This window comes from Agarivorans litoreus, from assembly GCF_019649015.1.
Classification (GTDB): domain Bacteria; phylum Pseudomonadota; class Gammaproteobacteria; order Enterobacterales; family Celerinatantimonadaceae; genus Agarivorans; species Agarivorans litoreus.
Genome location: NZ_BLPI01000001.1, coordinates 4,040,445 through 4,065,783, shown reverse-complemented (window position 1 = coordinate 4,065,783; position 25,339 = coordinate 4,040,445). Strand labels below are relative to the sequence as shown.

The window sequence follows — 25,339 nt, the reverse complement described above, 5'->3', positions numbered from 1 at the left end:
GCAACCATTTACTGTAAAACTGTATTCCGGCAGCTAACTTATTTTTTTACTAAAGCACCAATAACTTGTGGGGTTTGAGCATAAACACGTTTGCTTTGAGCAAGCAATAATTCGGCGGTGGCTACAGCATCCACTAGCGCGTTGTGTCCTGGGTAATCAGGCAAACAATAGCGTTTACGTACTGAAGCTAAACGATAGTCTCCGTTTTTTTGACGATTTGCATTCGCTAGTAAAGACTTTTCGATGCTTAAGGTATCAATCCATAACACTGGGAAGTGGCTATCTTGATAACGCTGCTGCAAATACGTATCAGAAAAAGAGTTGGTAGCTGTATCTAAAATAACCTCTACGGTAATGTTGTTAGTTGCTCTACCAAACAGCTTTGGCGACCGTTTAGTATTCATTCTTTGTGGTGCCATTATTCTTGGAGTAGGTGTACTACTGATTAAAGCAGACACCAGCAATAAGAAACCACCTCTTGGGCAAGCTGTAGAAACCGAGTCTTAGTAAGGCCTGTAGCAACAAGGAACTGACCATTCCTTCTTTTGCAGTGTTTAGGGTGTTGGCCTAAACACTGCCTTTTTGTATTTAGTTCCCTGTAAACTTAGTGCGTAAGCCCGCTCATTTATATCCTTTACAAGCTCACTTAAGCGCTATTTATTAACGCCGATAATTGTAACTACTCACATTCGTCTAGGGGCCACCGCACAATATAGTCTTGTGACGGACCAGTTAACTGGGTTTCGCAAACAATCTTACCGCGTACCGATGCTCCTCGTTTATGCATTTCAGAGGCTTTGCCTTTATTAAGTAGTGGATGCCATTGTGGCAAAGATTTACCTTCAACCAAACGCTTATAAGCGCAACTTGGCGGCAGCCAATGAAAAGCATCAATATCATCTAAGCTTATTTTTACGCAGTCTGGCACTTTAGCAAAGCGGTTTTCATAATCACTGCATCGACAGCTTTTACTATTAAGCAATACACATGCGATATTGGTGTAATAGAGCTCATCGGTGTCTTCGTCAATCAACTTCGACAAACAGCATTTTCCGCAGCCGTCACACAATGACTCCCATTCTTGGGCATTCATTTGCGCCAAGGTTTTGGTTTCCCAAAATCTTACTTCACTCACTTGTTACAACCTCTGTTTCTAGCTCTATATCGGCAACGGTTAATACTAGTTTATCTCCAGCGACTAAGGGCCCAACACCTGCAGGAGTGCCGGTAAGTAATACATCTCCAGCTTGTAGACTAAAGCACTGAGAGGCTTCAATTAACAACATTTCAATGGTGCGGATCATTTGTTGAGTACTACCCTGCTGTTTTATTTCACCATTTTGTTTTAGCTGTAAGCTAACGTCATCTAATTCACTTAAGCATGTAATTGGTTTAAAGGCGCTAAGCACACAGCTGTGATCAAAAGCTTTAGCTCGCTCCCAAGGGTGACCACGTTGTTTTAGCTCTAGCTGAAGATCACGAAGGGTTAAATCCAAGGCGACAGCGTAACCCCAAACTGCATCATTTAGCTCAGCCTTAGAGGCATTTTTTAGCGGCTTGCTAATTAACAATGCTAGCTCTAATTCATAATGTACAGCTCCCAAACCCGTGGGAATAGCAACACCATTATCAAAACTTACAAAGGCACTAGGCGGCTTGTTAAACAACACCGCTTGTTTTACCGGTGCGCCCCCCATCTCTTGCATGTGCGCAACATAGTTTTGCCCAACACAGACTGCTTTGCTAGGCCTTAATGGTATAGCTTTGCCTTCGTTATCAACATGCTGATACATATCAAAACACCGGTGGATAAGAAATACGGTCAGCCAAGGTGCCAACCGCAGCTACGAAGTAGTGTGAGCGATTCCATTTCATTAGCACACGATAGTTATCATAAGCGAGGTAGGCACGCCCCTGCGCATCATCAGGTTGAACAACAGAAGCGCTAATATCGCGTATAGGCAAATCGCTACCGTCATAGCGGCGAACGCCTAGTGCTTGCCATTCGGCTAAAGTTTTAGTGATTTTTAATCCAGAGTTGCTGACATCATAATCTTTAGGAAGCTGAACTTGGCGACCCCAGGTTAGATCATCACTCCATCCGCTTTGCGCCAAATAATTCGCCGCAGAAGCTAAAGCGTCGGCTGTGTTGTTCCATATATCGCTATGACCATCGCCATCAAAATCTTGCGCATAAGCTAGAAACGAGCTTGGCATAAACTGCACTTGGCCCATTGCGCCGGCCCAAGAGCCCTTCATTTTGTGAGGCTCAATATGGCCTGCATCTAGAATTCGAAGTGCATTCATCAGCTCTTTTTTGAAAAACGCTTCGCGACGCCCTTCAAAAGACATGGTTGAAAGCGCCGACACTACATTGTAGTTGCCTGTAAACTTACCAAAGTTAGATTCTACGCCCCATAAAGCAATAATAAAGCGAGGCTGCACCTTATACTTTTTTTCTATCTCTTTTAGCAAAGGGTAATGCTTTTTGTATAAAGCCCGCGCTTGTTGCACCTTCCAATCGGGAACGGCTCGCGGCAAGTAAGTGTCTAAGGTAAGTTTAAACTCTGGTTGCTGCTTATCTGCCTTTACCGCACGTTGGTAAAATTTAGTATTAGCAAAAGCGGCATCAATGGTTTGCTGAGATATCCCCTGCTCTGCCGCTTCTAATTTAAGTTGTTCAACGTAGTTATCAAAGCCCGGTTCAGCGTGTAACGAGAAGGCAGCCGAGAAGAGCACCGCACTGATAATTTTTTTCACTAACGTCCCCTTTCTATTAGTTTTTAGCTTTAGCCTGCGCGGCTAAATGCTGTTTGAGATAATTCTCTGGAGGTGGTGGAAGTTGCAAATAGTAGCCTTGCTCTTTAAACGCGGCTTCTATGGCGTCGATTTTTACACGAGCAAAATCTTTAGTTGGTCGTTTCGGCACCAACATCACTAGCTCCTTAGGCCCCATCAATTCAATTAACGAGGAAGGAACTTTCGAAAAATCGTCTTTCTTCTCAATATAGAGATAAGTTTGCTGTTTTTTGAGACTTTTATAGACTGCACAGAACATGAAAATGTTAGTATCCTAGGCACTGATCAGGTTATGCTAAAACGCAGACTATATCAGAATATATGGTATAGCGTCATTGCTCGTATACAAATGTAAAAAGGAATCTGCTGTTCATGTCCGGACAGGAAATAGAGTTTAAAGGGACAAACTTTACCCTTTCAGTCGTTTACTTAGGAAATAATGATTTAGCATCATTAAATAACAAGCTTATGGAGAAAGTGGCACAAGCGCCTCAGTTCTTCAATTGCGCACCTATCGTAGTAAATATTAGTGAAGTGGATAGCGAATTTGACTTCGACCAGCTTAGAGAAATAGTTGAAGCTCAAGACTTTGTATTAGTGGGCGTAACAGGTTGTAAAACCGCCGAACAAAAAACCGCTGCTCGTGCTGCTGGTTTGGCAGTTATGACCAGTGGCTCGCAACAAGCAACAGCTAAACCGAGCGAAGCAACACAAGAAAAAGCCCTCACTCCCCCCGCTGCTCCTTCGGTAGTTCCCAGCAAAATTGTTCGTGGCCAAATTCGCTCTGGCCAACAAATTTATGCCCAAAACACCGACTTAGTAGTGATTGGCTCCGTAGGAAACGGCGCCGAGGTAATTGCTGATGGCAACATACATATTTACGGCGCGTTAAGAGGCCGAGCCATTGCAGGCGCAAGTGGCAGAAAAGACAGCAAGATTTTCTGCCAAAACTTGCAAGCAGAACTTATTTCAATTGCTGGTGTTTATATGCTGCATGAGCAAATCGGCGAGCACGCCGATTCTCCGCAGTGCATTCAAATAGAAGACCAGCAAATCGTATTTGGTAATTTAAGTTAACCCCGTTAACGAATTTATAAAGGAAAGATAATGGCTAAGATTATCGTTGTAACCTCAGGAAAAGGTGGCGTTGGCAAAACAACCTCCAGTGCTGCTATTGGTACTGGTCTCGCCATCAAAGGTTTTAAAACAGTAATCATTGATTTTGATATCGGCTTACGTAATCTCGACTTAATAATGGGTTGTGAACGTCGCGTAGTTTATGATTTTGTAAACGTAATCAAAGGTGAAGCTAACCTTAATCAATCGTTGATTAAAGATAAGCGCACCGACAACCTATACATTTTGCCGGCTTCACAAACTCGTGATAAAGACGCCTTAACCAAAGAAGGCGTGCAAAAAGTATTAGACGATCTAGTTGAACAAGGCTTCGATTACATCGTGTGTGATTCCCCAGCCGGTATCGAAACCGGTGCAATCATGGCCTTGTACTTCGCCGATGAAGCTATTGTAACAACTAACCCAGAAGTATCTTCGGTGCGAGATTCAGACAGAATTTTAGGCATGTTAGCCAGCAAATCAAAACGTGCCGAGCAAGGCAAAGAGCCGGTTAAAGAACACTTACTACTTACCCGTTACAACCCGGAGCGTGTTAACCGGGGTGATATGTTAAGTGTTGAAGACGTTCAAGACATTCTGGCTATTCCATTACTTGGCGTGATCCCGGAATCACCGGCAGTGTTAAAAGCCTCAAACTCAGGCGAACCGGTGATTTTAGATACTGAAAGTGATGCAGGCTTAGCTTACGACGATGCGGTAAGCCGTTTAATTGGTGAAAGCGTAGATTTCCGCTTTTTAGAAGAACAAAAGAAAGGCCTATTTAGCCGCTTATTTGGAGGATAACGATGTCTCTTTTGGACTACTTTCGAACCACAAAACAGTCTAAAACGGCTGCAACCGCCAAAGAACGACTGCAAATTATTGTAGCTCACGAACGTGGGCAACGCAGTGGGCCTGATTACTTGCCAGCGATGAAGCAAGATATTATAGAAGTAATTAAAAAGTACGTAGATATTAACTCAGACCAAGTAAATGTTAGCTTGGATAACAAGAGCGAAGATATCAGCGTACTAGAGCTTAATATTACGCTTCCTGAGCGACGTGATTAGCAAATAAAGGCTGACGCCAGCCGGTAAGTAACAGTGGCAAATCTGCTGCTTGCCGGTCCTCTTTCCAAAGCCAAGACAAATATTGATTGAGCATTTTTTTACTCGCCAATACATCCTCGGGTAAACCTGATTCTTCAGCAACTTTGGCCACTACTTTTTTCAGTTCTTGAATACTTTTCTTGTAATCAGGGTAATCTACAATACGTTTAATCGCCTGCGGAAAATCTACGGTTTTAGTCTGCTGCCCTTGTTTTACTAACTTTAACAAACGCTGCCCATGTATCCGCAATTCTTGCGGCGGCAAACCTAGGCGCTGCAGTTGTTCCATAGTACTTGGCTGATAACGCGCCAGGGCCCATAAACTGTCGCCATGAACAACATTATTAATAGCTAAGTCTCGGCTAGCGGCTTGCTGAGCGCGCCAACGCGCTAATACCTGCAAAACAGCAAGTTGCTGTGGGTTTAGTTTCCAAGCATTCTTAATGTCTTTATAGGCTTCGTCTTGATTAAACACCTGCTTTTTAAGCGCAGCTAAACGGGCGCTTTCTTCAAGCGCGGCATCAAACCGTCCCTCATCTTTAAGCTGTTGTTGGATCTTTAAATACGCAGGTAAAAGGTAAATTACATCCAAGGCCGCATATTCCAATTGAGACGAACGTAAGGGACGTGCTAACCAGTCGGTGCGCGACTCGCCTTTATCTAAGTGAATATCCAACTCTGTGTCAATAAATCGCTGATAACCCAAGCTAATACCGTGGCCTAGAAAAGCGGCCCCTACTTGGGTATCAAATACACTAAGACCAAATTTGCCACTCACACGCTGAATGATTTCAAGATCTTCACTAAAGGCGTGAAGTACCCAATGGTGCTTAGCTAATGCTTCCCACAAGGGCGCCATTTCTACTTTGAGGGGATCAATCAAATAGCATTGTTGGCCATCAAAGATTTGCAGTAAACCAAGCTGAGCGTAGTAAGTACGAGTACGAACAAACTCTGTATCAATGGCAAGTACCATTGCTTCTTGCTCATTTAAAAAACGCAACAGAGGCGCAAGTTGCGCCTCTGTTTCTATCATATCGAAGTTTACGTCTGCCAAAATTACGGCGTCCTAGTGGAAAGCATCTTAATTAGCACCATTTTACGGTTTATGCCTCTTCACGCAAGGCTCTACGTAAGATCTTACCCACATTTGTTTTAGGAAGTTCATCTCTAAACTCTACCAGCTTAGGTACCTTATAAGCCGTAAGAAACTCACGGCAATGCTCGATAACTTGTTTCTCAGTAAGAGATTCATCCTTCTTGACCACAAAAACTTTTACCGTTTCGCCGCTAACATCGTTTGGAACACCTACCGCTGCAACTTCCAGCACTTTGGCATTGCTGGCCACCACTTCTTCCACTTCATTAGGAAACACGTTAAAGCCCGATACTAAAATCATGTCTTTTTTGCGGTCCACAATGTGGAAGAAACCTTGTTCATCTACTGTGGCAATATCACCTGTGGCAAACCAGCCTCCAGGCATCGATTCTTCTGTAGCTTCAGGGCGCTGCCAATAGCCCTGCATAACCTGCGGGCCTTTCACCAAGATCTCACCTGATTCGCCATCAGCCACTTCTTCTCCATCTTCGCCCACTAGCTTAATATCGGTAGAAGGCGCCGGAAGGCCAATACTACCGTTATAAGCTTCTAAGTCATAAGGACATACAGTTACCAATGGCGCACATTCTGTTAAACCGTAACCTTCGATCAATCGAGATCCGGTTACTTCCTGCCAACGCTCTGCAACCGCGCGCTGCACCGACATGCCACCACCTAAAGACAGACGTAAACGTGAGAAATCAAGCTTGGCAAAATCATCATGATTAAGTAGCGCGTTAAACAAGGTGTTCACGCCAGTAATGGCGGTAAATGGTGTTTTAGCCAACTCTTTAGTAAAAGTAGGAATATCGCGAGGATTAGTAATTAGCAGGTTCTGACAACCTAGGGCGAAAAACACCATACAGTTAGCCGTTAAGGCAAAGATATGGTAGAGCGGCAAAGCGGTTACCACTACTTCTTTGCCTTCGCGTAAACAGGGGCCAACAATACCTAACGCTTGCAGTAAATTAGCCACCATATTTTTATGTGACAACATGGCGCCTTTAGCCACACCAGTTGTGCCACCGGTGTATTGTAAAAAGGCTAAATCTTCACTTTGGATCTCTGGGCGAACGTATTGTAAATGCTGACCTTTCGACAATACATAACGTAACGATTGCGCATGTGGCAAATGGTACTTAGGCACCATTTTTTTCACGTACTTAACCACAAAGTTAACTAAGGTTCGTTTTGTGGCAGAAAGCTGGTCACCAAGGCGCGTTAGCACAACATGTTCTACCCCGGTTTCTTCCACAATTTCTTCTAGAATGTGAGCAAAGTTAGAGACAATTACAATGGCCTTTGCACCACTATCATTTAGCTGATGTTTAAGCTCACGTGGGGTATACAGCGGGTTTACATTCACCACTACCATGCCGGCTCGTAAAGCACCAAACAAACAGATGGGATACTGCAACAGATTGGGCATCATTAAAGCAACGCGGTCACCCGCTTTTAGCTTTAATTCGTTTTGAAGATAAGCAGCAAAGGCTCGAGATTGTTCTTCGAGGCGGCGATAAGTCATCACCTGGCCCATGTTAATAAATGCTACTCTGTCGGCATGTTTGGCTGCACCTTCTTCAAAGACATCAAGCAATGTTTGATAACGTGCTGAGTCTATCTCTGCAGGAACATCCTTAGGGTATCGATTAAGCCAAACCTTATCCACGCAGTTCTCCTAAACAATCCAATTACATTAAGTATAAATTGCCCACCAAGTTTATTGTGAATTTTATTATGCACTTGGCGACATTACTGGCCTTAGAGCTTTAGCTCTAAGATTTCAAACGATTGTTTCATACGGCGTTTAAAATAACAATATATTAACATTAAGCGTAGAGTGTAAGTTCAAAAACAGTGAAGTGCTTCAAACAATTGTTTTAATAAAGTCGTGAAGTAACTGAGCTGTAGCATGCGGATTTTGCATATGCAGGTGGTGACCACCACTTAGTAGTTGTGTTTGAATATTGTTAAACCATTGCTGGCGCAAGGCAATGTAATCTGGCTTAAGTAAAGGGTACTCATTTGCTGCCAGCAATAAACAAGGTGTTACAGCAGCTTGGCAAATCTGTTTGGCCTGTTCTTCACTAAAACGTAAAGGTGAGCTAAGTTTTAATTTTTCGTCATGCCGCCAATACCACAACCCTTCTCTTTGAATTGTAGCGCGCTCTACTAGTAAGCGGCTATTTTCAGTGCTAATAGCGTTAGTTTTAGCTCGCAGGGCCACGGCACAATCTAACTCTGCAAAACCTTTGGCGGGTTTTAGTTGCTGTCTTTGACGAATCGCTTTAGCTAAATGCGTAGACGTTTCATGGCTTGCCAAACTTAAAGGTCCAATGCCATCAATACATACTAATCCACTAAGATGCTCAGGAAATGCCGCAGCAAAGCAACTGGCCACAAGCGCTCCCAAAGAGTGGCCAACTAAGACAACTGGTTTACTAAGGTTGAGCTCATTTAATGCAATATACACATCGTCTACGTAGTCAACAAAGTGATAATAACCTTGTCGATGTGGTGAATGGCCATGTCCAGGAAAGTCTAAAGCTATACAGTGGCTAGTAGGTAGTTCGTTGATAATAGGGATGAAACTAGCTGCGTTGTCCATCCAACCGTGCAACATTAATAAACAGTATGCGCTGTCGGTTGTTTGTTCTAGGTAAGCAAGTTTGCTTTTGGGAAGGCAGGATTCACTGAGCATGGATAAGAGAAAAGCTAGTTTAGGCAAACAAGTCGATGCCGAACATTTCATTCACCTGCTGGCGCTTAAGTTGATTAGCAACATCTTGATAGTGAGACACAGCCTCTCCGCCACTGCCAATATTTTGGTCATAGCGGAGCTTTTCTACACTTTTTTCATCCATTACCGCCCATGGCACTACACCTTTTGGCGCTTGAGTAGCGGTACTTAACTCGGTACTACTACTTGCCTGCTTAACTTTAGGCTGTTGCGGTATGGGCTGGCCAAGGCCCTGAATTTTCAAACTTTTTATCCTTTAACTATTCTCTACCTGGAAGCTTTTGCCAAGTAACTTTATCTCGAAGATACACCGGTTCTGCGTTTTCGGCAGCAACATGGTCGCCACGTTCAAAAGCATATTGGGCATAACTAAGCATATCTCGTGCCGCCGGGTATAACACCGAATCTAACACGCTTACGCCAGAAAATTGACCACTTAATAGTTCTTTATAGGTTTGCCAACCTGTACCAACAGCTGCGGCCTTATTGGCTCTTGCTTCGAGTAGCTCAGGCTTAATCACTAACTCTTGGTCAACCAAGCGCATCAAACCATCTACTAGGTGATATTCACCCCAGTATACTTCGCCCATGCGTGCATCAATGGCAGCCAAGCAACGTTCTGAGGCATGATTAACATAAGCTTGCTGCGCCATGGCTTGCAACGTTGACACGGCAACCATTGGTTTATCTGCCCCAAATGCCAAACCTTGCGCGGTAGCTACGCCAATACGTACACCGGTAAAACTGCCTGGTCCGCGGCCAAAAGCAATGGCATCCACTTGAGTTAAGCTTACACCTGCTTCCGCTAATACTTGTTCCACAAATGGCAAGATCTTTTGAGTGTGGTCGCGCGGGCTGTATTCTTGCTTGCTGATCACTTCACCCTTCCATTGCAAGGCAACAGAGCAGTTTTCGGTTGAAGTATCTAAAGCTAATATATTGGCTGTCATGTTTCCTCAGCATCTTTTTTAACAAATTCTAGAACTTTTGATAGCTCTCTTGTGCGGGGCATAGCCGGTAAGCTACTAATAAATAAAGAGCCGTATTCGCGGTTTACTAGGCGATTATCACAAATAATCACCACGCCGTGATCGGCCTGAGTTCGAATCAAGCGCCCCACTCCTTGCTTCAAGCTTATTACAGCTTGCGGCAAATATACCTGACGAAAAGGATCTCCGCCACGCAAACGGCAATCTTCACTTTTAGCTTTTAGTAAGGGATCGTCGGGTGCAGCAAACGGTAACTTATCGATGATGACACACGACAAGGCCTTACCGGGTACGTCTACACCTTCCCAGAAAGTACTTGTTGCCACTAACACTGCGTTGCCATCTTCAACGAACTCGCTAAGCAGCTCTTGTTTGCCAGCTTCCCCTTGCACCAATACCAATAACTCAGTGCGTTGCCTTAGCTCAGCGGCAACTTTTTGAATCATGCGATGACTGGTGCATAAAAAGAAACAACGGCCGCCGTTGGCTTCTATTACCGGGGCAAGCTGATCTAGCATCAGCTGCTCAGCATTATGCTGCTTGGTTTCTGGCAAATAACGCGGCACACAAAGTAAGGCTTGTTTTTGATAATCAAATGGACTGTCGAGCAGCATGCTGCTCGCATCTTTTAAACCCATTTGGGTTTGGAAATGCTGAAAGTTGCCATCAACCGCCAAAGTAGCTGAAGTAAATACCCAAGCGGCGTTACGCTCTTCCACTTCACTATTAAAGCGCTCTGCAATATTTAAGGGCGTAATGTTTAAGGTGAAATGCTGACGCGTAGTCTCGTACCAATAACTAAAACCGGTTTTATCTACGTCCATTACCTTATCGAACAAGCTGCGCATTTTAGCTAAACGCTCAAAACAAGCGTCAGCTAATTCACTGCGTGAAAGCGCAAGCTTTAGTACTTGATAAACAAAGTCCATGTCTTCACGTAAATCTTGCATCATCTCGCCAAAGCGCTTTTGCTTAGCAAGCGGACGCCACTCACCTCGGTCTCGCAATCCTTCAAAAGCGAGTCGGCATTGGCGAATGCGACGCTCTAGCTTTTGTGAGGCTTTTTGTAATTGCGCCATATCGCGAAGGTCGGTTTTATAACTCAACTCAATGTCGTTACATAAATCGAGGATCTGTCGGCTAGAGAAGTGCTGGCCAAAATAGCTGGCTGCAATGTCCGGCAACTGGTGTGCTTCATCAAAAATAAAGGCATCAGCTTCGGGGATCAGCTCACCAAAGCCCGTTTCTTTAACCACCATGTCGGCAAAAAATAAATGGTGATTCACCACCACTAAATCAGCTTCCATGGCGCGATTACGCGCTTTAACCAAATAGCACTCTTTGTAAGATGGGCAATCGCGGCCTAAGCAGTTGTCATTGGTGCTAGTTATAAGGGGGAATACATCTGCCCGCTCAGCCACCGGGCCTAAGTCGCTAATGTCACCACTTTCTTCACCTTGCGCCCAACTTTTGATTTTGACTAGCTCCGCCAAGGTAGCTCGGTCTTGACCACTGCTGTAGTGCGAAAAGCTGTTTAGCCTTTCAATACATAAATAGTTAGCGCGCCCTTTTAGTAAGGCAATCGATTGATTGTACTTAAGGGCTTTTTGCATGCGTGGTAGGTCTTTAGTAAACAGCTGGTCTTGCAAGGCTTTACTACCGGTACTGATTACAATTTTTTTGCCGCTATCCATAGCAGGAACAAGGTAAGCAAAGGTTTTACCGGTGCCGGTACCTGCTTCTACCAGCAAACTACCGCGGTCATCTATAGCCTGCGCTACTGCATTGGCCATTTCACCTTGTTGGGGACGAGGAGAGAAGCCATCAATGGCCTTGGAAAGTAATCCATCTTTGGCGAAATATTGCTGTTTCAATCTAAATTCCGGCAAGCAAAAGTCGCCGCAACTATACCAGCCGAATTAGCCGAGACCAAACTTAAAACTAAACAAACAAGTCAATGTTATGTGGGTCGTCGGGATCTGGCTTTCTTTTCTGCGCTTGCTGTTGGTCTTGACCGGATTTAGGCCGCACTTGTATATCATTGTGCGCGCTAGCTTTGCCCTTTTTAACCACTTTCGTCGTTTTAATTGGCGGTGCCTTACCATCAGGCTTTGCTGGTGCCCTAGGCAAAATGGGTAGTATCGCATCTTGGCTCACAACTACAGCTCCTTTTATGGCTTCCTCTACTATATTATCGGTCAAATTTTCAACAACTTTAATCTATTCATAAAAAGGCGTTAAAAAAGGTTGCAATTTAGCGCTAGCTTGGTAACTTTATGCCCATTATTGCCATCAAGGCAAAACTCACGTTGACAGGAACGTTACATGATTTTTAACCAACTGAAGCATCATCACCACCATCATCCAGAATAAGCTTCAGGCGGTTATCTGCTGGAAGCTTGTAAGACGCTTCCGGTGGTAGAATATAACAATATTGCAAACCCCCGGAAGGTAATCCTCCCGGGGGTTTTTTAGTATTATAATTAGGGACATAAACATGACAGAGCAAAAACGACTACGCATCGCCATCCAAAAATCTGGACGTCTAAGCGATGACTCTCAGGCACTATTAAAAAGCTGCGGAATGAAAATCAACCTCCGCCAACAACGCCTAATTGCCCACTCAGAAAACATGCCAGTTGATCTACTACGTGTGCGCGATGACGATATCCCAGGCCTAGTAATGGACGGCGTAGTTGATTTCGGTATCGTTGGCGAAAACGTACTAGAAGAAGAAACCATGCTACGCACAGCAAAGAATGAACCAACCGATTGCGACATTCTAAAACGCTTAGACTTTGGTGATTGCCGCTTCTCTCTAGCTGTAGCCGAAGAGTTTGATTACACTGGCCCACAATGTTTAGCCAACAAACGCATTGCCACTAGCTACCCTGGTATTTTAAAGCGCTACCTAGATAAACAAGGTGTACCGTTTTCAACTTGTATGTTGGCAGGCTCGGTTGAAGTAGCCACTCGCGCTGGCTTAGCCGATGCAATTTGTGACTTGGTATCTACCGGCGCAACTTTAGAAGCTAACGGCCTTAAAGAAGTAGAAGTCATTTATCGCTCACAAGCAGTTTTAATTAAATCTAAAAATAAGCTTAGTGACGAGCACCAAGAGCTGTTAGATCGCTTGCTAATGCGTATGCAAGGCACCATGGAAGCAAAAGAAAGCAAATACATCATGCTACATGCGCCAAAAACACATCTTGACCAGATCGTTGACTTACTGCCAGGCAGTGAGCACCCAACTGTACTCGCGCTTGCTGGTGACGAAGATAAAGTAGCCCTGCATGTAGTAAGTACCGAGAACCTGTTCTGGGAAACCATGGAGAAGCTAAAAACCTTAGGTGCTAGCTCTATCCTAGTGATGCCAATCGAGAAGATGTTGAGATAACCACCATGCAAACGGTAATTTGGAAGCAACTTAATTCAGAGCAACAACTACAGGTGCTGTCCCGCCCTGCGGTTAATAGCTCAACCGACATTGCCGGAATTGTTGCCGATGTAGTAAGCCAAGTTCGTGAACAAGGCGACAACGCCCTAATCGCTTTAGCTGCCAAGTTTGATAACACCGAACTTAGCGCTGTAAGAATATCTCAACAAGAGATAGAAGCAGCGGAGCAAGGTTTAAGTGAAGAATTTAAACAAGCTGTAGCGCAAGCCAAAGCTAACATTGAAGTTTTTCACCAAGCGCAAAAGCCACAGCCAATTAGCCTAGAAACCCAACCGGGAGTGCGTTGCGAAATGCACTATGCTGCCATTGGCAATGTGGGTTTATATGTGCCTGGTGGCACTGCGCCACTACCTTCAACAGTTTTAATGTTAGCCATTCCTGCCCGCATTGCTGGCTGTAAAAAAGTGGTATTAAGCTCTCCACCACCCATTGCGCCAGAAATCCTTTATACCGCTAACTTATGTGGTGTAGACGAAGTTTACGCAGCAGGTGGCGCACAAGCGATTGCCGCTATGGCCTATGGCACCGAGAGTGTTAGCAAGGCAGACAAAATATTTGGTCCAGGTAATGCTTTTGTAACGCAAGCCAAACAGCAAGTTAGCGGCGACCATGCTGGTGCCGCCATTGATATGCCAGCAGGCCCGTCTGAGGTGTTAGTTATCGCCGATGATAAAGCCAATCCAGCTTTTGTTGCTGCCGATTTACTCTCGCAAGCCGAACACGGCCCAGATTCACAAGTAATCTTGGTGACAACTTCAGAGCAACAAGCCGAAGCGGTTAATCAAGAATTGGCTCGACAGTTGGCGCTGCTTAGTCGTAATAACATTGCCGACCAAGCCTTGTCGCACAGTACTGCCATTGTAGTAAACGACTTAGCCCAAGCTGTGCAAGTAAGTAACCTTTACGGCCCAGAGCACCTAATTGTTCAAACTGAGCAAGCACGTGATTTATTGCCAGAAATTGAAAACGCGGGTAGCGTATTTTTAGGTGAATGGACGCCAGAATCTGTAGGCGATTACGCCAGTGGCACCAACCACACCTTACCTACTTACGGCTACACGCGCACCTACTCTAGCCTTGGCACCCTAGACTTTATGAAACGTTTCACAGTTCAAGAGTTAAGCCAGCAAGGCCTAAAAGACTTAAGCCGTGCGGTAGTGCCTATAGCTAACGCAGAAGGGTTAGACGCTCACCGCAGAGCGGTTACCCTGCGTCTAGGCGAGGAGCAATAATATGTCGGTTACATTATTAGCCCGCAAAAAAATTCAGGCGCTGGTGCCCTACCAAAGTGCTCGCCGCATTGGCGGCAGTGGTGAAGTGTGGCTAAACGCCAACGAAAGCCCAGATGTTAGCGACTTTAGTTACGAAGGCGATGAGCTAAACCGCTACCCAGAGTTTCAACCAGAAGCGTTAATTAACGGTTACGCTGCTTACGCAGGCGTAGAGCCAAATCAAGTGTTGGCTAGCCGCGGCGCCGATGAAGCGATTGAAGTACTGATTCGCGCATTTTGTGAGCCTAACCAAGACAGTATTACCATTTGTGCCCCTACCTACGGCATGTATGCGGTAAGTGCCGAAACCATTGGCGTTGAAGTTAAAGCCGTTGCCCTAGATGCGAACTTTGATCCCGACTATGCGGCACTGGCAAAAATAGATAGCAAAATTATTTTCTTATGTGCGCCCAATAACCCAACCGGTAACATGCTAGATGAAGCCAAATTGTGTGAGTTGCTGCAAGCGCAAAAAGATAAAGCGCTAGTTGTAGTAGACGAAGCCTATATTGAGTTTTGCGAAGAACTTAGTGTAGTTAAACTGCTCGGTGACTACGACAACTTGGTGATTACTCGTACCTTATCTAAAGCCTTCGCTTTAGCTGGCTTACGTTGTGGCTTTACCGTTGCAGGTCGTGAAGTGATTGAAGTAATGAGCAAAGTAATTGCCCCTTACCCGATTGCCCGTCCAGTTGCCGAAATTGCCGCAAAAGCACTTACTAACGATGGTTTGAAAATAATGCGCGAGCGTGTTGCTCGCTTAAACGCTATTCGTAGCCAAGCAGTTGAAGATTTGAGCAAACTTAATATTGTGCAAGAGATCTTCCCGGCTACCGGTAACTACATACTGGTACGTTTCGACGATTCAGCCCGAGTATTTAAAACATTGGGTGAACAAGGCATTGTACTGCGTGATTTCGCCAACAAACCGCGTTTAGAAAACTGCATTCGCATTAGTATTGGTAACCAGCAAGAAGTGGCCGCCACCGTATCAGCAATTCAAGGATTGGAGCGAACTTAAGTGAGCCAAGTAAAACAAAAAATCTTATTTATCGACCGTGATGGCACCATGATCGACGAACCTATCACCGACAAACAGGTAGATAGCGTAGAGAAAGTGAAACTAGAGCCACAAGTGATCCCAGTGTTGCTTAAGCTACAAGCCAATGGCTACCGCCTAGTAATGGTAACCAATCAGGATGGTTTAGGTACCGACAGCTTCCCCGAAGCTGATTTTCACCTAGCTCAAAACTACATGATGGATATTTTCGAATCACAAGGCATTAAGTTTGACGACATACTGGTATGCCCGCACTTCGACGAAGATAACTGTAGCTGTCGCAAACCCAAGCTTGGCCTGGTTAAAGACTACCTAAAAAGTGGCATGATTGATTTTGCCAACTCTTATGTGATTGGCGATCGCCACACCGACATGCAGCTTGCTGAGAACATGGGGCTAGAAGGCTTGCAATATCAACGCGACGGCCTTAACTGGATAGCGATTGAAAAGCAGCTGACACAACAAGGCCGCAAAGCCATGGTTGAGCGCAATACTAAAGAAACCCAAATTAGCATCGCGGTAGATTTAGACAACGCAGGCGGTAGCCAAATTGATACTGGCCTTGGCTTTTTTGACCACATGTTGGATCAAATTGCTACCCACGGCGGTTTTCAGCTCAACTGTAAAGTTGTAGGCGATTACCACATCGACGACCACCACAGCGTAGAAGACACCGCCATTGCCCTTGGCCAAGCCCTTAAAGAAGCGCTTGGCGACAAACGTGGTATTGGCCGTTTTGGTTTTGTACTGCCGATGGACGAATGCCTAGCCCAATGTGCGCTAGATTTAAGCGGCCGCGCTCACCTTGAGTTTAAAGCCGACTTTACCCGCGACAACATTGGCGACTTTGCTACCGAAATGGTACCGCACTTCTTCCGCTCACTAAGCGACGCGATGGCCTGTACCTTACACCTAGAAACCACCGGCAAAAATACTCACCACATGGTAGAAGCCCTGTTTAAAGTATTCGGTCGAGCACTAGGTCAAGCCATTGTTAAATCGGGCGATGCAATGCCTAGCAGTAAAGGCACACTATAAGCGCCTGCTTTAAAGGATAAGAGCAAACATGAACGTAATTATTGATACAGGATGTGCCAACTTATCTTCGGTAAAATTTGCCGTAGAGCGTTTGGGCTTTCCAGTAACAGTGAGCCGCGATCCACAGGTAATTTTAGCGGCTGATAAACTGTTTCTACCTGGCGTAGGCACTGCCACCGAGGCGATGCAAAACCTAGCCGACCGCGAGCTTATCGACTTAGTAAAACAAGTTAAAAAGCCGCTATTGGGGATTTGTTTAGGCATGCAAATGCTGGCCGAATTCTCTATCGAAGGCGGCGCCAAACAAGCCGACGAGCCAGTCCCCTGCTTAGGTTTAGTGCCTGGCACAGTAAGCTTAATGCAGCCGCAACAAGGGCAACGCCTGCCACACATGGGTTGGAATCAAATTCAACCTAAAGCAGGTCACCCACTGTTTAAAGGCATTGAAGCCGGCAGCTACTTCTACTTTGTACACAGCTACGCCCTGCCAGTAAACGCTGCCACAATTGCCGAATGTGATTATGGCAACGCCTTTACCGCCGCAGTAAACAAAGACAATTTTTACGGGGTGCAATTTCACCCAGAACGTAGCGGCCAAGCCGGTGCGCAACTAATCAAAAACTTCTTGGAGATGTAACACATGATCATTCCTGCTTTAGATTTAATCGACGGTAAGATTGTGCGTTTGTTCCAAGGTGATTACGCACAAAAAACCATTTATGGTGACGACCCACAAGCGCAGTTTTCTGATTACCACAGCCAAGGAGCTGATTGGTTACACTTGGTTGACTTAGACGGTGCTAAAGATACCAGCGCTCGCCAACTAGACGTGATTGCACAGTTACTTAAAAACACCCCAGCTAAAATTCAAATTGGTGGCGGTGTGCGTAGCGAGCAAGATGTAAAAGACTTACTCGACGCAGGTGCAGAGCGCGTAGTAATTGGCTCTACCGCAGTAAAGCAGCCAGAAGTGGTTGCCAAGTGGATGGAAAAATACGGCGCCGAGCACATTGTACTGGCACTTGATATTAACATCGACGAGCAAGGCAACAAGGTAGTAGCAGTATCTGGCTGGCAAGAAGACAGCGGCGTAACCATTGAAGAGCTAGTGGCTATTTACGCCCCTGTTGGTCTTAAGCACGTATTGTGTACCGACATATCTAAAGACGGCACGCTAGAAGGCTCAAACGTAAGTTTGTATCGCGAGCTATGTGCGCAATACCCAGATATTCACTGGCAAAGCTCTGGCGGCATTGGCGATTTAAACGACATTGCAGCGCTTACCGATACCGGCGTAGCTGGCGTAATTGTTGGCCGCGCATTGTTAGAAGGTAAATTCAATGTAGAGCAAGCCATCGCCTGCTGGCAGCAAGGAGGCAACAATGCTAGCTAAACGAATTATCCCCTGCCTAGACGTAAAAGACGGCATGGTAGTAAAAGGCGTTAAGTTTCGTAACCACGAAATTATTGGCGACATAGTTCCACTTGCCAAACGCTACGCTGAAGAAGGCGCAGACGAACTGGTTTTTTACGATATTACCGCCAGCTCAGACGAGCGCGTAGTGGATAAAAGCTGGGTAAGCCGCGTAGCGGAAGTTATCGATATTCCATTTTGTGTAGCCGGTGGGATTAAAACCATTGAGGATGCCAACCGCACCTTGCAAAATGGCGCTGATAAAATCTCTATCAACTCCCCCGCTCTGGCCGATCCTAGTTTGATTACTAAGCTAGCCGACAAGTTTGGCGTGCAGTGCATTGTAGTAGGCATCGATTCCTACTACTGCGACGAAACTAGCCAATACCAAGTTAAGCAATTTACTGGTGACGAAAAGCGCACGGTAACCACTACTTGGAATACCTTTGATTGGGTGAAAGAAGTGCAAACTCGTGGCGCAGGCGAAATTGTATTAAACGTAATGAACCAAGACGGCGTGCGCCAAGGTTACGATTTAGAACAACTAAGCCGAGTACGCGAGATTTGTAATGTGCCTTTAATTGCCTCTGGCGGCGCAGGCGAAATGCAGCACTTTAAAGACGCCTTTAAGATTTCCGACGTAGACGGCGCATTGGCTGCTAGCGTATTCCATAAGAGCATTATTGATATTGGCGAATTGAAGCAATATCTCAAACAACAAGAGGTGGCAATTCGACTATGAGCCAGTTTGAAGAACTAAACCAAAAGATTAACTGGGACAAAGTCGAAGGCTTAATCCCTGCCGTGGTTCAAAACGACCACAGCGGCCAAGTATTAATGCTAGGTTACATGAACAGTGATGCGCTAGCTAAAACCTTAGACACCGAGCAAGTAACCTTTTTTAGCCGCACCAAGCAGCGTTTATGGACTAAAGGTGAAACCTCAGGCAACGTGCTTAAGCTTAAAGGCATTACACTTGATTGTGACCAAGACACGCTACTAGTAGCGGTTGACCCTATTGGCCCAACTTGCCACCTTGGCAACCCAAGCTGTTTTGACGGCCACCAAGAGCCAAAGCTGACCTTTATCGCCCAACTACAAGCGGTATTAGCCGAGCGTAAGTTAGCCGATCCAGAAGAAAGCTACACTGCCAGCCTATTCGCCCGTGGCACCAAGCGGATTTGCCAAAAAGTGGGTGAAGAAGGTGTAGAAGTTGCCCTAGCAGCCATGGCGAACGACCGCGAAGAGTTAGTGAACGAAAGCTCTGACTTGCTGTATCACTTACTGGTATTACTAGAAAAACAAGAAGTGGGCTTTGACGAAGTAGTGGCGTGTTTGCAGGCAAGGCATAAGTAAAGCTCCAAGCCTGCTGAATCAACAAAAACCAGCGTAATGCTGGTTTTTTTTACGATCATTAAAAAATACCTGCGAACTCACTTTTAGACTTCGAGCTTAGGTTTTTCAAAAGCGGTTTACCGCAATAAGCATAAACCTTGCGGTAACATCAGCTAAACATAGGGTTCTTAATACCAACAATATAGTGAAGCTAGAACGTAAAAATGGTTAATTAGCAGAGACTTATCCTAATAACCAAAAATTAGGTAAGTACTGACTCATTCACTAATAGTGAAAACAACCACACAAGCTAGGGTCTGTTGATCTTTGGTGTTGAAATTTTGTTCGAGATAAGCGGGCTTTAATCGCGGCGAGCACTTAGAAGCCTAGTGGGCTAAGCAAGAAGTGCTTAACAAAGAGTAAAGTTCGCTTACCCGAACCCTTCAGGCAGCATTTCTTAGCCATTTATTCAGCGTTAGCGAGTGATGATTAAGCCCACTTAACTGCACACTCACTGCCTTGCCTAAATGGCTAATAAATTGCTGCAAAAACCATCAGCAAAGATCAACAGACCCTAGTAAAAACTCATGGCATAACACTTTATTCTGCTCGTCCACCTCATCGCTGCAACTATTTGGACCGGCGGACATATCGTGCTTTGTTTGGAGATATCACCCAAAGTATTAAAAGCCAAATCACCAGAAATGCTGCTAGCTTTTTACAAAGCTGTTGAAAAGGTGGGAATGCCAGCGTTAATAATTCAAGTGATTACCGGGCTTTTGCTGGCTTATCATTAGCTCCCCGATGTGAGCCTTTGGTTTAGCATAAGTAACCCTATAAGCCACGGCATCGCCGGTAAACTACTATTATTGGCTTTAACCTTTGGTTTAGCCTTAGACGCCAAGTTACGCGTTTTACCTAAACTATCCAGCAATAACTTGTGGGATATGGCCTTACATATCATCGCAGTTACTTTTCTCAGTGTTGGCTTTGTTGTCCTTGGCCTTTCTTTCCGATTAGCTTGGTTTGCTTAAGCTTTTGTATCAGCAATTAAGGCTTCTAAATAGTTTAACCAGCGCTCGCTTTGCGAGCTTTGTTCAAGGTTATGTGCACGTTGAGCAGCGGCATAAGCCTGTGAGTAATCTTTAGTCTCTAGGTAGATCTCAGCCAATAATAGCTGCGATTTAGCTTGTTGTTCTTGCGGATCAGCTAATTTTAAAGCCTCAATAGCTTGAGTATATTGATTGCTCAATAACAACACCTGAGCATACTGCAGGTTGTACTCTGGCTTATGCTCAGCAAGCAGTTGCCAATACTTCGCTGACTTTTGCCATTCTCTTGCTTGCTGCCAAAGTTGTGCTTGGCGAAGCAGCAATGCCGCATCAGAATCCGCATCAGCCAATTGCGCATAACTCAAGGCTGCTTTTTCTGGCACTCTCAGATACGCATATAACTGGGCTTTATGGCGTAACAAGCTCTCTCCCAAGGCTAATCCCGAACGCTCAGCAGAAACTAAAGTAGCTAAGGCTTTTTGATGTTGCTGGGTTTGGCTGTACAAAGCACTTAGTTGCTGCCACCAACGCAGCGTTTCAGGCTCTAGCACCAGTAAAGCTTGATTGGTGACGATCGCCGCTTTTAACTGCTTTAGCTGCACTTGAGCGATAAAACGCATACTTAGATTGTTTTTATCTAACGCTTGCAGCTGTTCCAGCGCGGCTAAATGATCTAACACCACTTGCCAGTTTTGTTGTTGATAATTAGCGTAAGCTAAATTAGCGCGTAAACTAAGCGCTTGTGAGGGACTAATATTAAACGCTAATTCCGGTTGCTGAGCTTGAGTCAGCAATATCTCAAAATGGCTTAATGCCTCATCAATCTGTTGCTCACTGAGTAGTATTTCGGCCAGCATGTTTCGCGTTTCCCAGGCCTGTTGTGGGGGAAACGCTTGCAAGTTCACAGCCTCTGCCAGCTTTGCTTTAGATAACGCTACTTGCTCGTTTTGCCAATAATAAATCCCCAACATTCTAGCTATGTAAGCTTGGTCATATTTAGCGCTGGGCTTGAGTTGTTCTAACTGAGAAATGGCTTTAGCGATTTCGCCATCTTGTTGCAATTGAAATACTCGTTGCACCCGTTCTGCCGTATTTCGACTGAGTTCTTGAGCAAATAGCGGCCCAGAACTTAGCCCGCAAAACATTAAAGTAGCCAATAAGATCCTAATCATCTGCAGCTGGGACCTCAAAATCAATAATAACCGTATGATCGGTAATTTTTGTGGCTTTACCATTTACCATTTGTGGTTGGTACTTCCATCGCGACAGCGCTTTGTAAGCCTCGTGCTCAAACACCCCTTTGGGTTTGGCGTCTAAGACCTTAATATCTGTTACTCGCCCAACCTCATTGATAGTGATACTGAATTTCACATAGCCTTCAATGTTGCGTCGTTTAGCCCGCTCTGGATATTTAGGCTCTATCCGATGCAATGGCAAAATGTCTTGCTGTTGAACGTTGGCAACCATAGGTAAATTAGGTGCCGATAAACTTAGCGCACTAACACTACTTGCAAAGTTAATGCTTGGCATCGCCAAAGTATTAAGTTGTTGGTCGTTACTAGACGCTTGCTCAGGTGCACTGGTAGCGCTTGAACTTGGCGCTTTCGGCATCGGTTCTGGCGGCTCAGGTAAGCGGCGCTGTCTACGCTGGGCAATGCTTTCAGGTTGTTGTAGCTGAATAAACAAATTCGGCTTCGCTGAATTATCTTCCGGCAAGCTGCGTTGAAAATGCACCATAGAGTTCATCGCTACAAACAGACTAATAGCCAATAACACCGCTAAGGGGCTGATTAACAACAAACGCAGCATTATGGCGCCTCGGTGGCCAAAGCGATGTCTTGAATACCGGCAGCTTTAGCGCCATCCATCACTTTTACTACTGTGCCATTATAGGCATGTTTATCGGCCTGAATAACCAGCTTGGCGCTAGGTTGTTCTAACAGTAAATGCTCCAAATTAGCTTGAACTCGCTCTACATCAATCATGCGTTGGTCGATAAAGATCCGGTTTTGCGCATCCACTGCTACAAAAATTCCAGCGTTAGCTTGAGCAACCGCATTACTCGCCTGCGGCCTTTGCACTTCCATGCCTGACTCTCTAACAAATGAGCTAGTCACAATGAAGAAAATCAACATAATGAATACAATATCCAGCATCGACGTAAGGTCGACTTGTGCTTCTTCGTGCTGTTGCCTGCGATGACCTAATCTCATCGACGACTCCTTAAAAGCTTTTCTAAATGTAGCTGTTTACGCTGGCTTAACCGCGATAAACGTGAATAAATAAACATGCTGGTAAGGGCTGCGACCATGCCAGCCATGGTAGGTAGCGTTGCTCTAGCAATGCCTGCTGCCATTAATCGCGGATCGGCATTTCCTTGGCTAGCCATAGTATCAAATACCACGATCATCCCAGTTACCGTGCCCAGTAAACCTAACATTGGGCAAAGTGCCACCAGCAACTTCAAGAGATTAAAATTTCTTTTCAAAGCGTTTTCTGCTTCGCTCAACCAAGCGTTACGCTGCCACAAAGCCAGCCAAGAATGCTGCTCTTCACGGGCATCCCAGCGGGACTTCCAGACGTTTTGCAAACGCGGAAAATCCCACACGATAAACAGCAAACGCTCTAAGCTAAGCAACCAAAAGCCTGCCATCACGGTAACTAAGGCCCAAAGTACCGGCCCGCCCCGCAGCATAAACTCGTTAATATTGGCCCAGTCAGGTAGCTGGTTGATTAGCTCAAGCAGCATTGTTACTTACAGCCTTTAAGCTATGGTTTGCCTCTGCCCGCTGTGCAACCAATCCCAAGCTTTGTTTCTCGAGTATGTTACGAATCGCCTCGGCTTGTGCATGCAAAACATTGTGCGAGAACAGCAAAGGCATGGCAGAAATAAGCCCAAGAACAGTCGTCACCAAGGCCATCGAGATGCCACTTGCCATTACTTTAGGATCGGCATTGCCAAACTGAGTAATCACCTGGAACGTTTCAATCATTCCAGTTACTGTACCCAATAAACCCAACATTGGTGCTAAAGCGGCAAGCAGTTTAATCATGCTTAAGCCACGCTCTAGTTGCTGCTGTTCATCTACAATTTGCTCAAGTAAACGCAACTCTATTGCTTCTACAGCTTGGTCTTGGTCGGCTTTGTAAGCCTGCAATATTCGGCCTAAAGGGTTATCTTTTGGATTAGCGGGTTGTTTTAGCTGAGCCTGAATTTGACTGCGAATGATGAGTAAACGAATACCTCGATATAAGGCAATCAGCATTCCTAATGCAAATAACAGCGCGATAACTTTACCCACTACCCCACCATGAGCAAAACGCTGAGCTAAAGTCGGTTGCTCGGCCAATTGTTGCAACAAACCTCCATGGCTTGGATCCAAGCTCACAAACTTGCCCGGTGCTTGCTGTAACTCTGTAGCCGTAGGCGCAAGTTCAGGCTGCACAATAAAAGACTTAGCTTGCTTACCATCCCAGCGGGCATAACCTTGCTCGTTAACCAAACCAAAGCCACCTAAACGCCAAAAACTTTGCTGCTGTAACTGCCCTTGGTTATCAAAATAAGGCAATTGCAGGTGTTCGATACGGCCACTAGCTTGAATGGTGCTATCAAATGCTTGCCACAAACCTTCTAGTTCAACCATGGAAGGTAATGCACGTGCCTGCTCTATTTGATCTAAGGTCGATAACACCTCTGGCTGATTTGCTACCAATGCGCTAGTTTGTAACTCTAGTTTGAGCTCTTTAGCGGCTTGTCTCACTACACCAAATAACTCGCCTAAACTACCCGACGCTAAATGCAGCTCGGTTTCTAATTCTGCTAAGGTTTTTTCATTGTCAGTGAAACTATCACTTAAACTATCTGTATCCTGTTGTAAGGCATCACGCTCGGCCAATAAAGCTTGCTGGCGCGCTTTAAGCTGCGCTAGTTCTTGCTCAAAACCTTGCTCTCTTGCTTGGTTATGCTGTAACTCTTGTTGCTTAGCTTGTTTCGTAGTGCTTAGTAAGGTTTCTTCTGCCAAAGCGGCGTTGTTACTTAAAGCCAGCAGTGTTATCAATACAAATGGTTTCATTGATTAGCCTCCGCACTTAGCGCCAGTGGCAGCACTAATAAACTCGGTGCTGCGACTTTATTTGCTACATCAAAGGCTAAGCCTACATTGCTATGTTGCTTACTTTCGATAACTTGCCATTGCTGGCTATTTTGATGCCATGCCCAATACTGTTGATGATCTAAACTACGCGCCACCAAACTCACTCTGCCTAGGTTTAACAGCTCTACTTGGCGTAGGCCATCAAGCTCAATTTGCGCTTCGTAGCTGCCTAATTTCAAGCCGTAATCCAATTCAATTTGATAGGCTTCTAATATCCGACGATACTTTTCTGAGTCGCTAACATCCGCTTGACTCATTAGCGTATTTAATTTTGCTAAGCGCTGCTGGCGAGCCTCACTGCGGATCGGTAAATCTTGCTCGTGTAATTGGGCTAGCCCTTCGAGCATTTGATACATAAGTGGCACTACTCCCAAGCGAGTTGAGCCAATTTCATTGAGTTGTTGTTGTAAACTATGCTGCTCACTTTGCTGGCTTTCAACTAAACGACTAAGGTGATTTTTGTATACCTTTAATTGGCTCACTTCTCGCTCAAGCGCTTGAATCTCTGACGCTAAGGCCAAAGCCTGATCACTTGATTGGTCGATACGTTGTTGACTGTGTTTTGCTTGGTCAACAATCTCGCCTTCAATCTTGCGTGCTTGATCTAACTGCTCGGCTTGCGAGCCAAAGGAAATGCTTGTCATCAAACTGGCTGTTAACAACAACCATTTGACTCGAAGTAGATAACTAAACATGAATACTTCCA

30 protein-coding genes and 1 other annotated feature are annotated in these 25,339 nt (G+C 45.2%); of the genes, 12 read left to right on the top strand and 18 right to left on the bottom strand.

Annotation, left to right across the window (positions count from 1 at the left end; all coding sequences use genetic code 11):
• Positions 1–38 precede the first annotated feature (38 nt).
• The 5 genes from K5L93_RS18735 to K5L93_RS18715 form a co-directional block, all read right to left on the bottom strand.
• Complete coding sequence (locus tag K5L93_RS18735; RefSeq protein ID WP_246615091.1) at positions 39–404, bottom strand: 3'-5' exonuclease family protein; 366 nt, start codon at positions 402–404, stop codon at positions 39–41.
• A gap of 275 nt (positions 405–679) precedes the next feature.
• On the bottom strand, positions 680–1,135 hold the full coding sequence (locus K5L93_RS18730; protein ID WP_220721199.1) for a YcgN family cysteine cluster protein: 456 nt from the start codon (positions 1,133–1,135) through the stop codon (positions 680–682).
• Positions 1,128–1,793, bottom strand: coding sequence for a fumarylacetoacetate hydrolase family protein (locus K5L93_RS18725; RefSeq protein WP_220721198.1), 666 nt, complete (start codon positions 1,791–1,793; stop codon positions 1,128–1,130). The genes K5L93_RS18730 and K5L93_RS18725 overlap by 8 nt, the downstream gene beginning before the upstream one ends.
• Position 1,794: 1 nt before the next feature.
• On the bottom strand, positions 1,795–2,760 hold the full coding sequence (locus tag K5L93_RS18720; protein WP_220721197.1) for a lytic murein transglycosylase: 966 nt from the start codon (positions 2,758–2,760) through the stop codon (positions 1,795–1,797).
• Positions 2,761–2,776: 16 nt separating this feature from the next.
• Positions 2,777–3,058 (bottom strand): YcgL domain-containing protein, encoded by a 282-nt coding sequence (locus K5L93_RS18715; RefSeq protein ID WP_220721196.1) that lies wholly within the window; start codon positions 3,056–3,058, stop codon positions 2,777–2,779.
• Positions 3,059–3,171: 113 nt separating this feature from the next.
• Between K5L93_RS18715 and minC the strand changes: the two genes are divergently transcribed.
• From minC to minE, 3 genes are read left to right on the top strand one after another with little or no spacing between them, the layout of a single operon-like run.
• Positions 3,172–3,876, top strand: a complete 705-nt coding sequence (gene minC / locus K5L93_RS18710; RefSeq protein ID WP_220721195.1) for a septum site-determining protein MinC — start codon at positions 3,172–3,174, stop codon at positions 3,874–3,876.
• Between the two features lie 30 nt (positions 3,877–3,906).
• Complete coding sequence (gene minD / locus K5L93_RS18705) at positions 3,907–4,719, top strand: septum site-determining protein MinD (RefSeq protein WP_220721194.1); 813 nt, start codon at positions 3,907–3,909, stop codon at positions 4,717–4,719.
• Positions 4,720–4,721: 2 nt separating this feature from the next.
• Positions 4,722–4,985: a cell division topological specificity factor MinE gene (gene minE, locus K5L93_RS18700; RefSeq protein ID WP_220721193.1), complete on the top strand. Its 264-nt coding sequence runs from the start codon at positions 4,722–4,724 to the stop codon at positions 4,983–4,985.
• Here minE and rnd read toward each other — a convergent pair.
• The 7 genes from rnd to K5L93_RS18665 all read right to left on the bottom strand — a co-directional run bounded on the left by rnd (position 4,960) and on the right by K5L93_RS18665 (position 12,009).
• The gene (gene rnd, locus K5L93_RS18695) at positions 4,960–6,081 is read right to left on the bottom strand and encodes a ribonuclease D (protein WP_220721192.1); all 1,122 of its coding nucleotides are present in this window, start codon (positions 6,079–6,081) and stop codon (positions 4,960–4,962) included. The genes minE and rnd overlap by 26 nt on opposite strands.
• A gap of 49 nt (positions 6,082–6,130) precedes the next feature.
• Entirely contained in the window at positions 6,131–7,792 is a 1,662-nt protein-coding gene (gene fadD, locus K5L93_RS18690; protein ID WP_220721191.1) for a long-chain-fatty-acid--CoA ligase FadD, read from the bottom strand.
• 198 nt (positions 7,793–7,990) lie between these two features.
• Positions 7,991–8,746, bottom strand: coding sequence for an alpha/beta fold hydrolase (locus tag K5L93_RS18685; protein ID WP_281422612.1), 756 nt, complete (start codon positions 8,744–8,746; stop codon positions 7,991–7,993).
• 97 nt (positions 8,747–8,843) lie between these two features.
• Complete coding sequence (locus tag K5L93_RS18680; RefSeq protein WP_016401096.1) at positions 8,844–9,107, bottom strand: hypothetical protein; 264 nt, start codon at positions 9,105–9,107, stop codon at positions 8,844–8,846.
• 16 nt (positions 9,108–9,123) lie between these two features.
• Positions 9,124–9,813: a tRNA (adenosine(37)-N6)-threonylcarbamoyltransferase complex dimerization subunit type 1 TsaB gene (tsaB, locus tag K5L93_RS18675; RefSeq protein ID WP_220721189.1), complete on the bottom strand. Its 690-nt coding sequence runs from the start codon at positions 9,811–9,813 to the stop codon at positions 9,124–9,126.
• The gene (yoaA, locus tag K5L93_RS18670; RefSeq protein WP_220721188.1) at positions 9,810–11,726 is read right to left on the bottom strand and encodes a DNA repair helicase YoaA; all 1,917 of its coding nucleotides are present in this window, start codon (positions 11,724–11,726) and stop codon (positions 9,810–9,812) included. Before yoaA ends, tsaB begins: the two co-directional genes overlap by 4 nt.
• Positions 11,727–11,793: 67 nt before the next feature.
• Positions 11,794–12,009, bottom strand: a complete 216-nt coding sequence (locus tag K5L93_RS18665) for a hypothetical protein (protein WP_220721187.1) — start codon at positions 12,007–12,009, stop codon at positions 11,794–11,796.
• 191 nt (positions 12,010–12,200) lie between these two features.
• Positions 12,201–12,328 (top strand) — a sequence feature (His leader region).
• A 21-nt stretch (positions 12,329–12,349) separates the two neighbouring features.
• Between K5L93_RS18665 and hisG the strand changes: the two genes are divergently transcribed.
• The 9 genes from hisG (at position 12,350) to K5L93_RS20120 (ending at position 20,461) form a co-directional block, all read left to right on the top strand.
• A complete protein-coding gene (gene hisG / locus K5L93_RS18660; RefSeq protein WP_220721186.1) occupies positions 12,350–13,249 on the top strand; it encodes an ATP phosphoribosyltransferase in 900 nt (299 codons plus the stop codon).
• A gap of 5 nt (positions 13,250–13,254) precedes the next feature.
• Positions 13,255–14,541: a histidinol dehydrogenase gene (hisD, locus tag K5L93_RS18655; RefSeq protein WP_220721185.1), complete on the top strand. Its 1,287-nt coding sequence runs from the start codon at positions 13,255–13,257 to the stop codon at positions 14,539–14,541.
• Between the two features lies 1 nt (position 14,542).
• Positions 14,543–15,601, top strand: coding sequence for a histidinol-phosphate transaminase (gene hisC / locus K5L93_RS18650; RefSeq protein WP_220721184.1), 1,059 nt, complete (start codon positions 14,543–14,545; stop codon positions 15,599–15,601).
• A 48-nt stretch (positions 15,602–15,649) separates the two neighbouring features.
• Positions 15,650–16,678 (top strand): bifunctional histidinol-phosphatase/imidazoleglycerol-phosphate dehydratase HisB, encoded by a 1,029-nt coding sequence (hisB, locus tag K5L93_RS18645; protein ID WP_246615125.1) that lies wholly within the window; start codon positions 15,650–15,652, stop codon positions 16,676–16,678.
• 28 nt (positions 16,679–16,706) lie between these two features.
• The gene (gene hisH / locus K5L93_RS18640) at positions 16,707–17,315 is read left to right on the top strand and encodes an imidazole glycerol phosphate synthase subunit HisH (protein WP_220721182.1); all 609 of its coding nucleotides are present in this window, start codon (positions 16,707–16,709) and stop codon (positions 17,313–17,315) included.
• Positions 17,316–17,318: 3 nt separating this feature from the next.
• Complete coding sequence (gene hisA, locus K5L93_RS18635) at positions 17,319–18,071, top strand: 1-(5-phosphoribosyl)-5-[(5-phosphoribosylamino)methylideneamino]imidazole-4-carboxamide isomerase (RefSeq protein ID WP_220721181.1); 753 nt, start codon at positions 17,319–17,321, stop codon at positions 18,069–18,071.
• Positions 18,061–18,834 carry an imidazole glycerol phosphate synthase subunit HisF gene (gene hisF, locus K5L93_RS18630; protein WP_220721180.1) on the top strand — a complete coding sequence of 258 codons (774 nt, stop codon included), beginning with the start codon at positions 18,061–18,063 and terminating at the stop codon, positions 18,832–18,834. The genes hisA and hisF overlap by 11 nt, the downstream gene beginning before the upstream one ends.
• Positions 18,831–19,448, top strand: coding sequence for a bifunctional phosphoribosyl-AMP cyclohydrolase/phosphoribosyl-ATP diphosphatase HisIE (gene hisIE / locus K5L93_RS18625; RefSeq protein WP_152782475.1), 618 nt, complete (start codon positions 18,831–18,833; stop codon positions 19,446–19,448). The genes hisF and hisIE overlap by 4 nt, the downstream gene beginning before the upstream one ends.
• A gap of 785 nt (positions 19,449–20,233) precedes the next feature.
• On the top strand, positions 20,234–20,461 hold the full coding sequence (locus tag K5L93_RS20120) for a hypothetical protein (protein ID WP_246615090.1): 228 nt from the start codon (positions 20,234–20,236) through the stop codon (positions 20,459–20,461).
• Here K5L93_RS20120 and K5L93_RS18615 read toward each other — a convergent pair.
• Genes K5L93_RS18615 through K5L93_RS18590 form a run of 6 tightly spaced genes read right to left on the bottom strand, consistent with a single transcriptional unit; the run spans position 20,458 to position 25,328 of the window.
• On the bottom strand, positions 20,458–21,636 hold the full coding sequence (locus tag K5L93_RS18615) for a tetratricopeptide repeat protein (RefSeq protein ID WP_220721179.1): 1,179 nt from the start codon (positions 21,634–21,636) through the stop codon (positions 20,458–20,460). The two genes, K5L93_RS20120 and K5L93_RS18615, sit on opposite strands and share 4 nt — an antisense overlap.
• A gap of 7 nt (positions 21,637–21,643) precedes the next feature.
• Positions 21,644–22,288 (bottom strand): energy transducer TonB, encoded by a 645-nt coding sequence (locus K5L93_RS18610; protein ID WP_220721178.1) that lies wholly within the window; start codon positions 22,286–22,288, stop codon positions 21,644–21,646.
• Positions 22,288–22,692 carry an ExbD/TolR family protein gene (locus K5L93_RS18605; protein ID WP_220721177.1) on the bottom strand — a complete coding sequence of 135 codons (405 nt, stop codon included), beginning with the start codon at positions 22,690–22,692 and terminating at the stop codon, positions 22,288–22,290. Before K5L93_RS18605 ends, K5L93_RS18610 begins: the two co-directional genes overlap by 1 nt.
• Complete coding sequence (locus K5L93_RS18600; RefSeq protein ID WP_220721176.1) at positions 22,689–23,228, bottom strand: MotA/TolQ/ExbB proton channel family protein; 540 nt, start codon at positions 23,226–23,228, stop codon at positions 22,689–22,691. Before K5L93_RS18600 ends, K5L93_RS18605 begins: the two co-directional genes overlap by 4 nt.
• A complete protein-coding gene (locus K5L93_RS18595; protein ID WP_220721175.1) occupies positions 23,218–24,552 on the bottom strand; it encodes a MotA/TolQ/ExbB proton channel family protein in 1,335 nt (444 codons plus the stop codon). The genes K5L93_RS18600 and K5L93_RS18595 overlap by 11 nt, the downstream gene beginning before the upstream one ends.
• Complete coding sequence (locus K5L93_RS18590; protein WP_220721174.1) at positions 24,549–25,328, bottom strand: DUF3450 domain-containing protein; 780 nt, start codon at positions 25,326–25,328, stop codon at positions 24,549–24,551. The genes K5L93_RS18595 and K5L93_RS18590 overlap by 4 nt, the downstream gene beginning before the upstream one ends.
• Positions 25,329–25,339 lie beyond the last annotated feature (11 nt).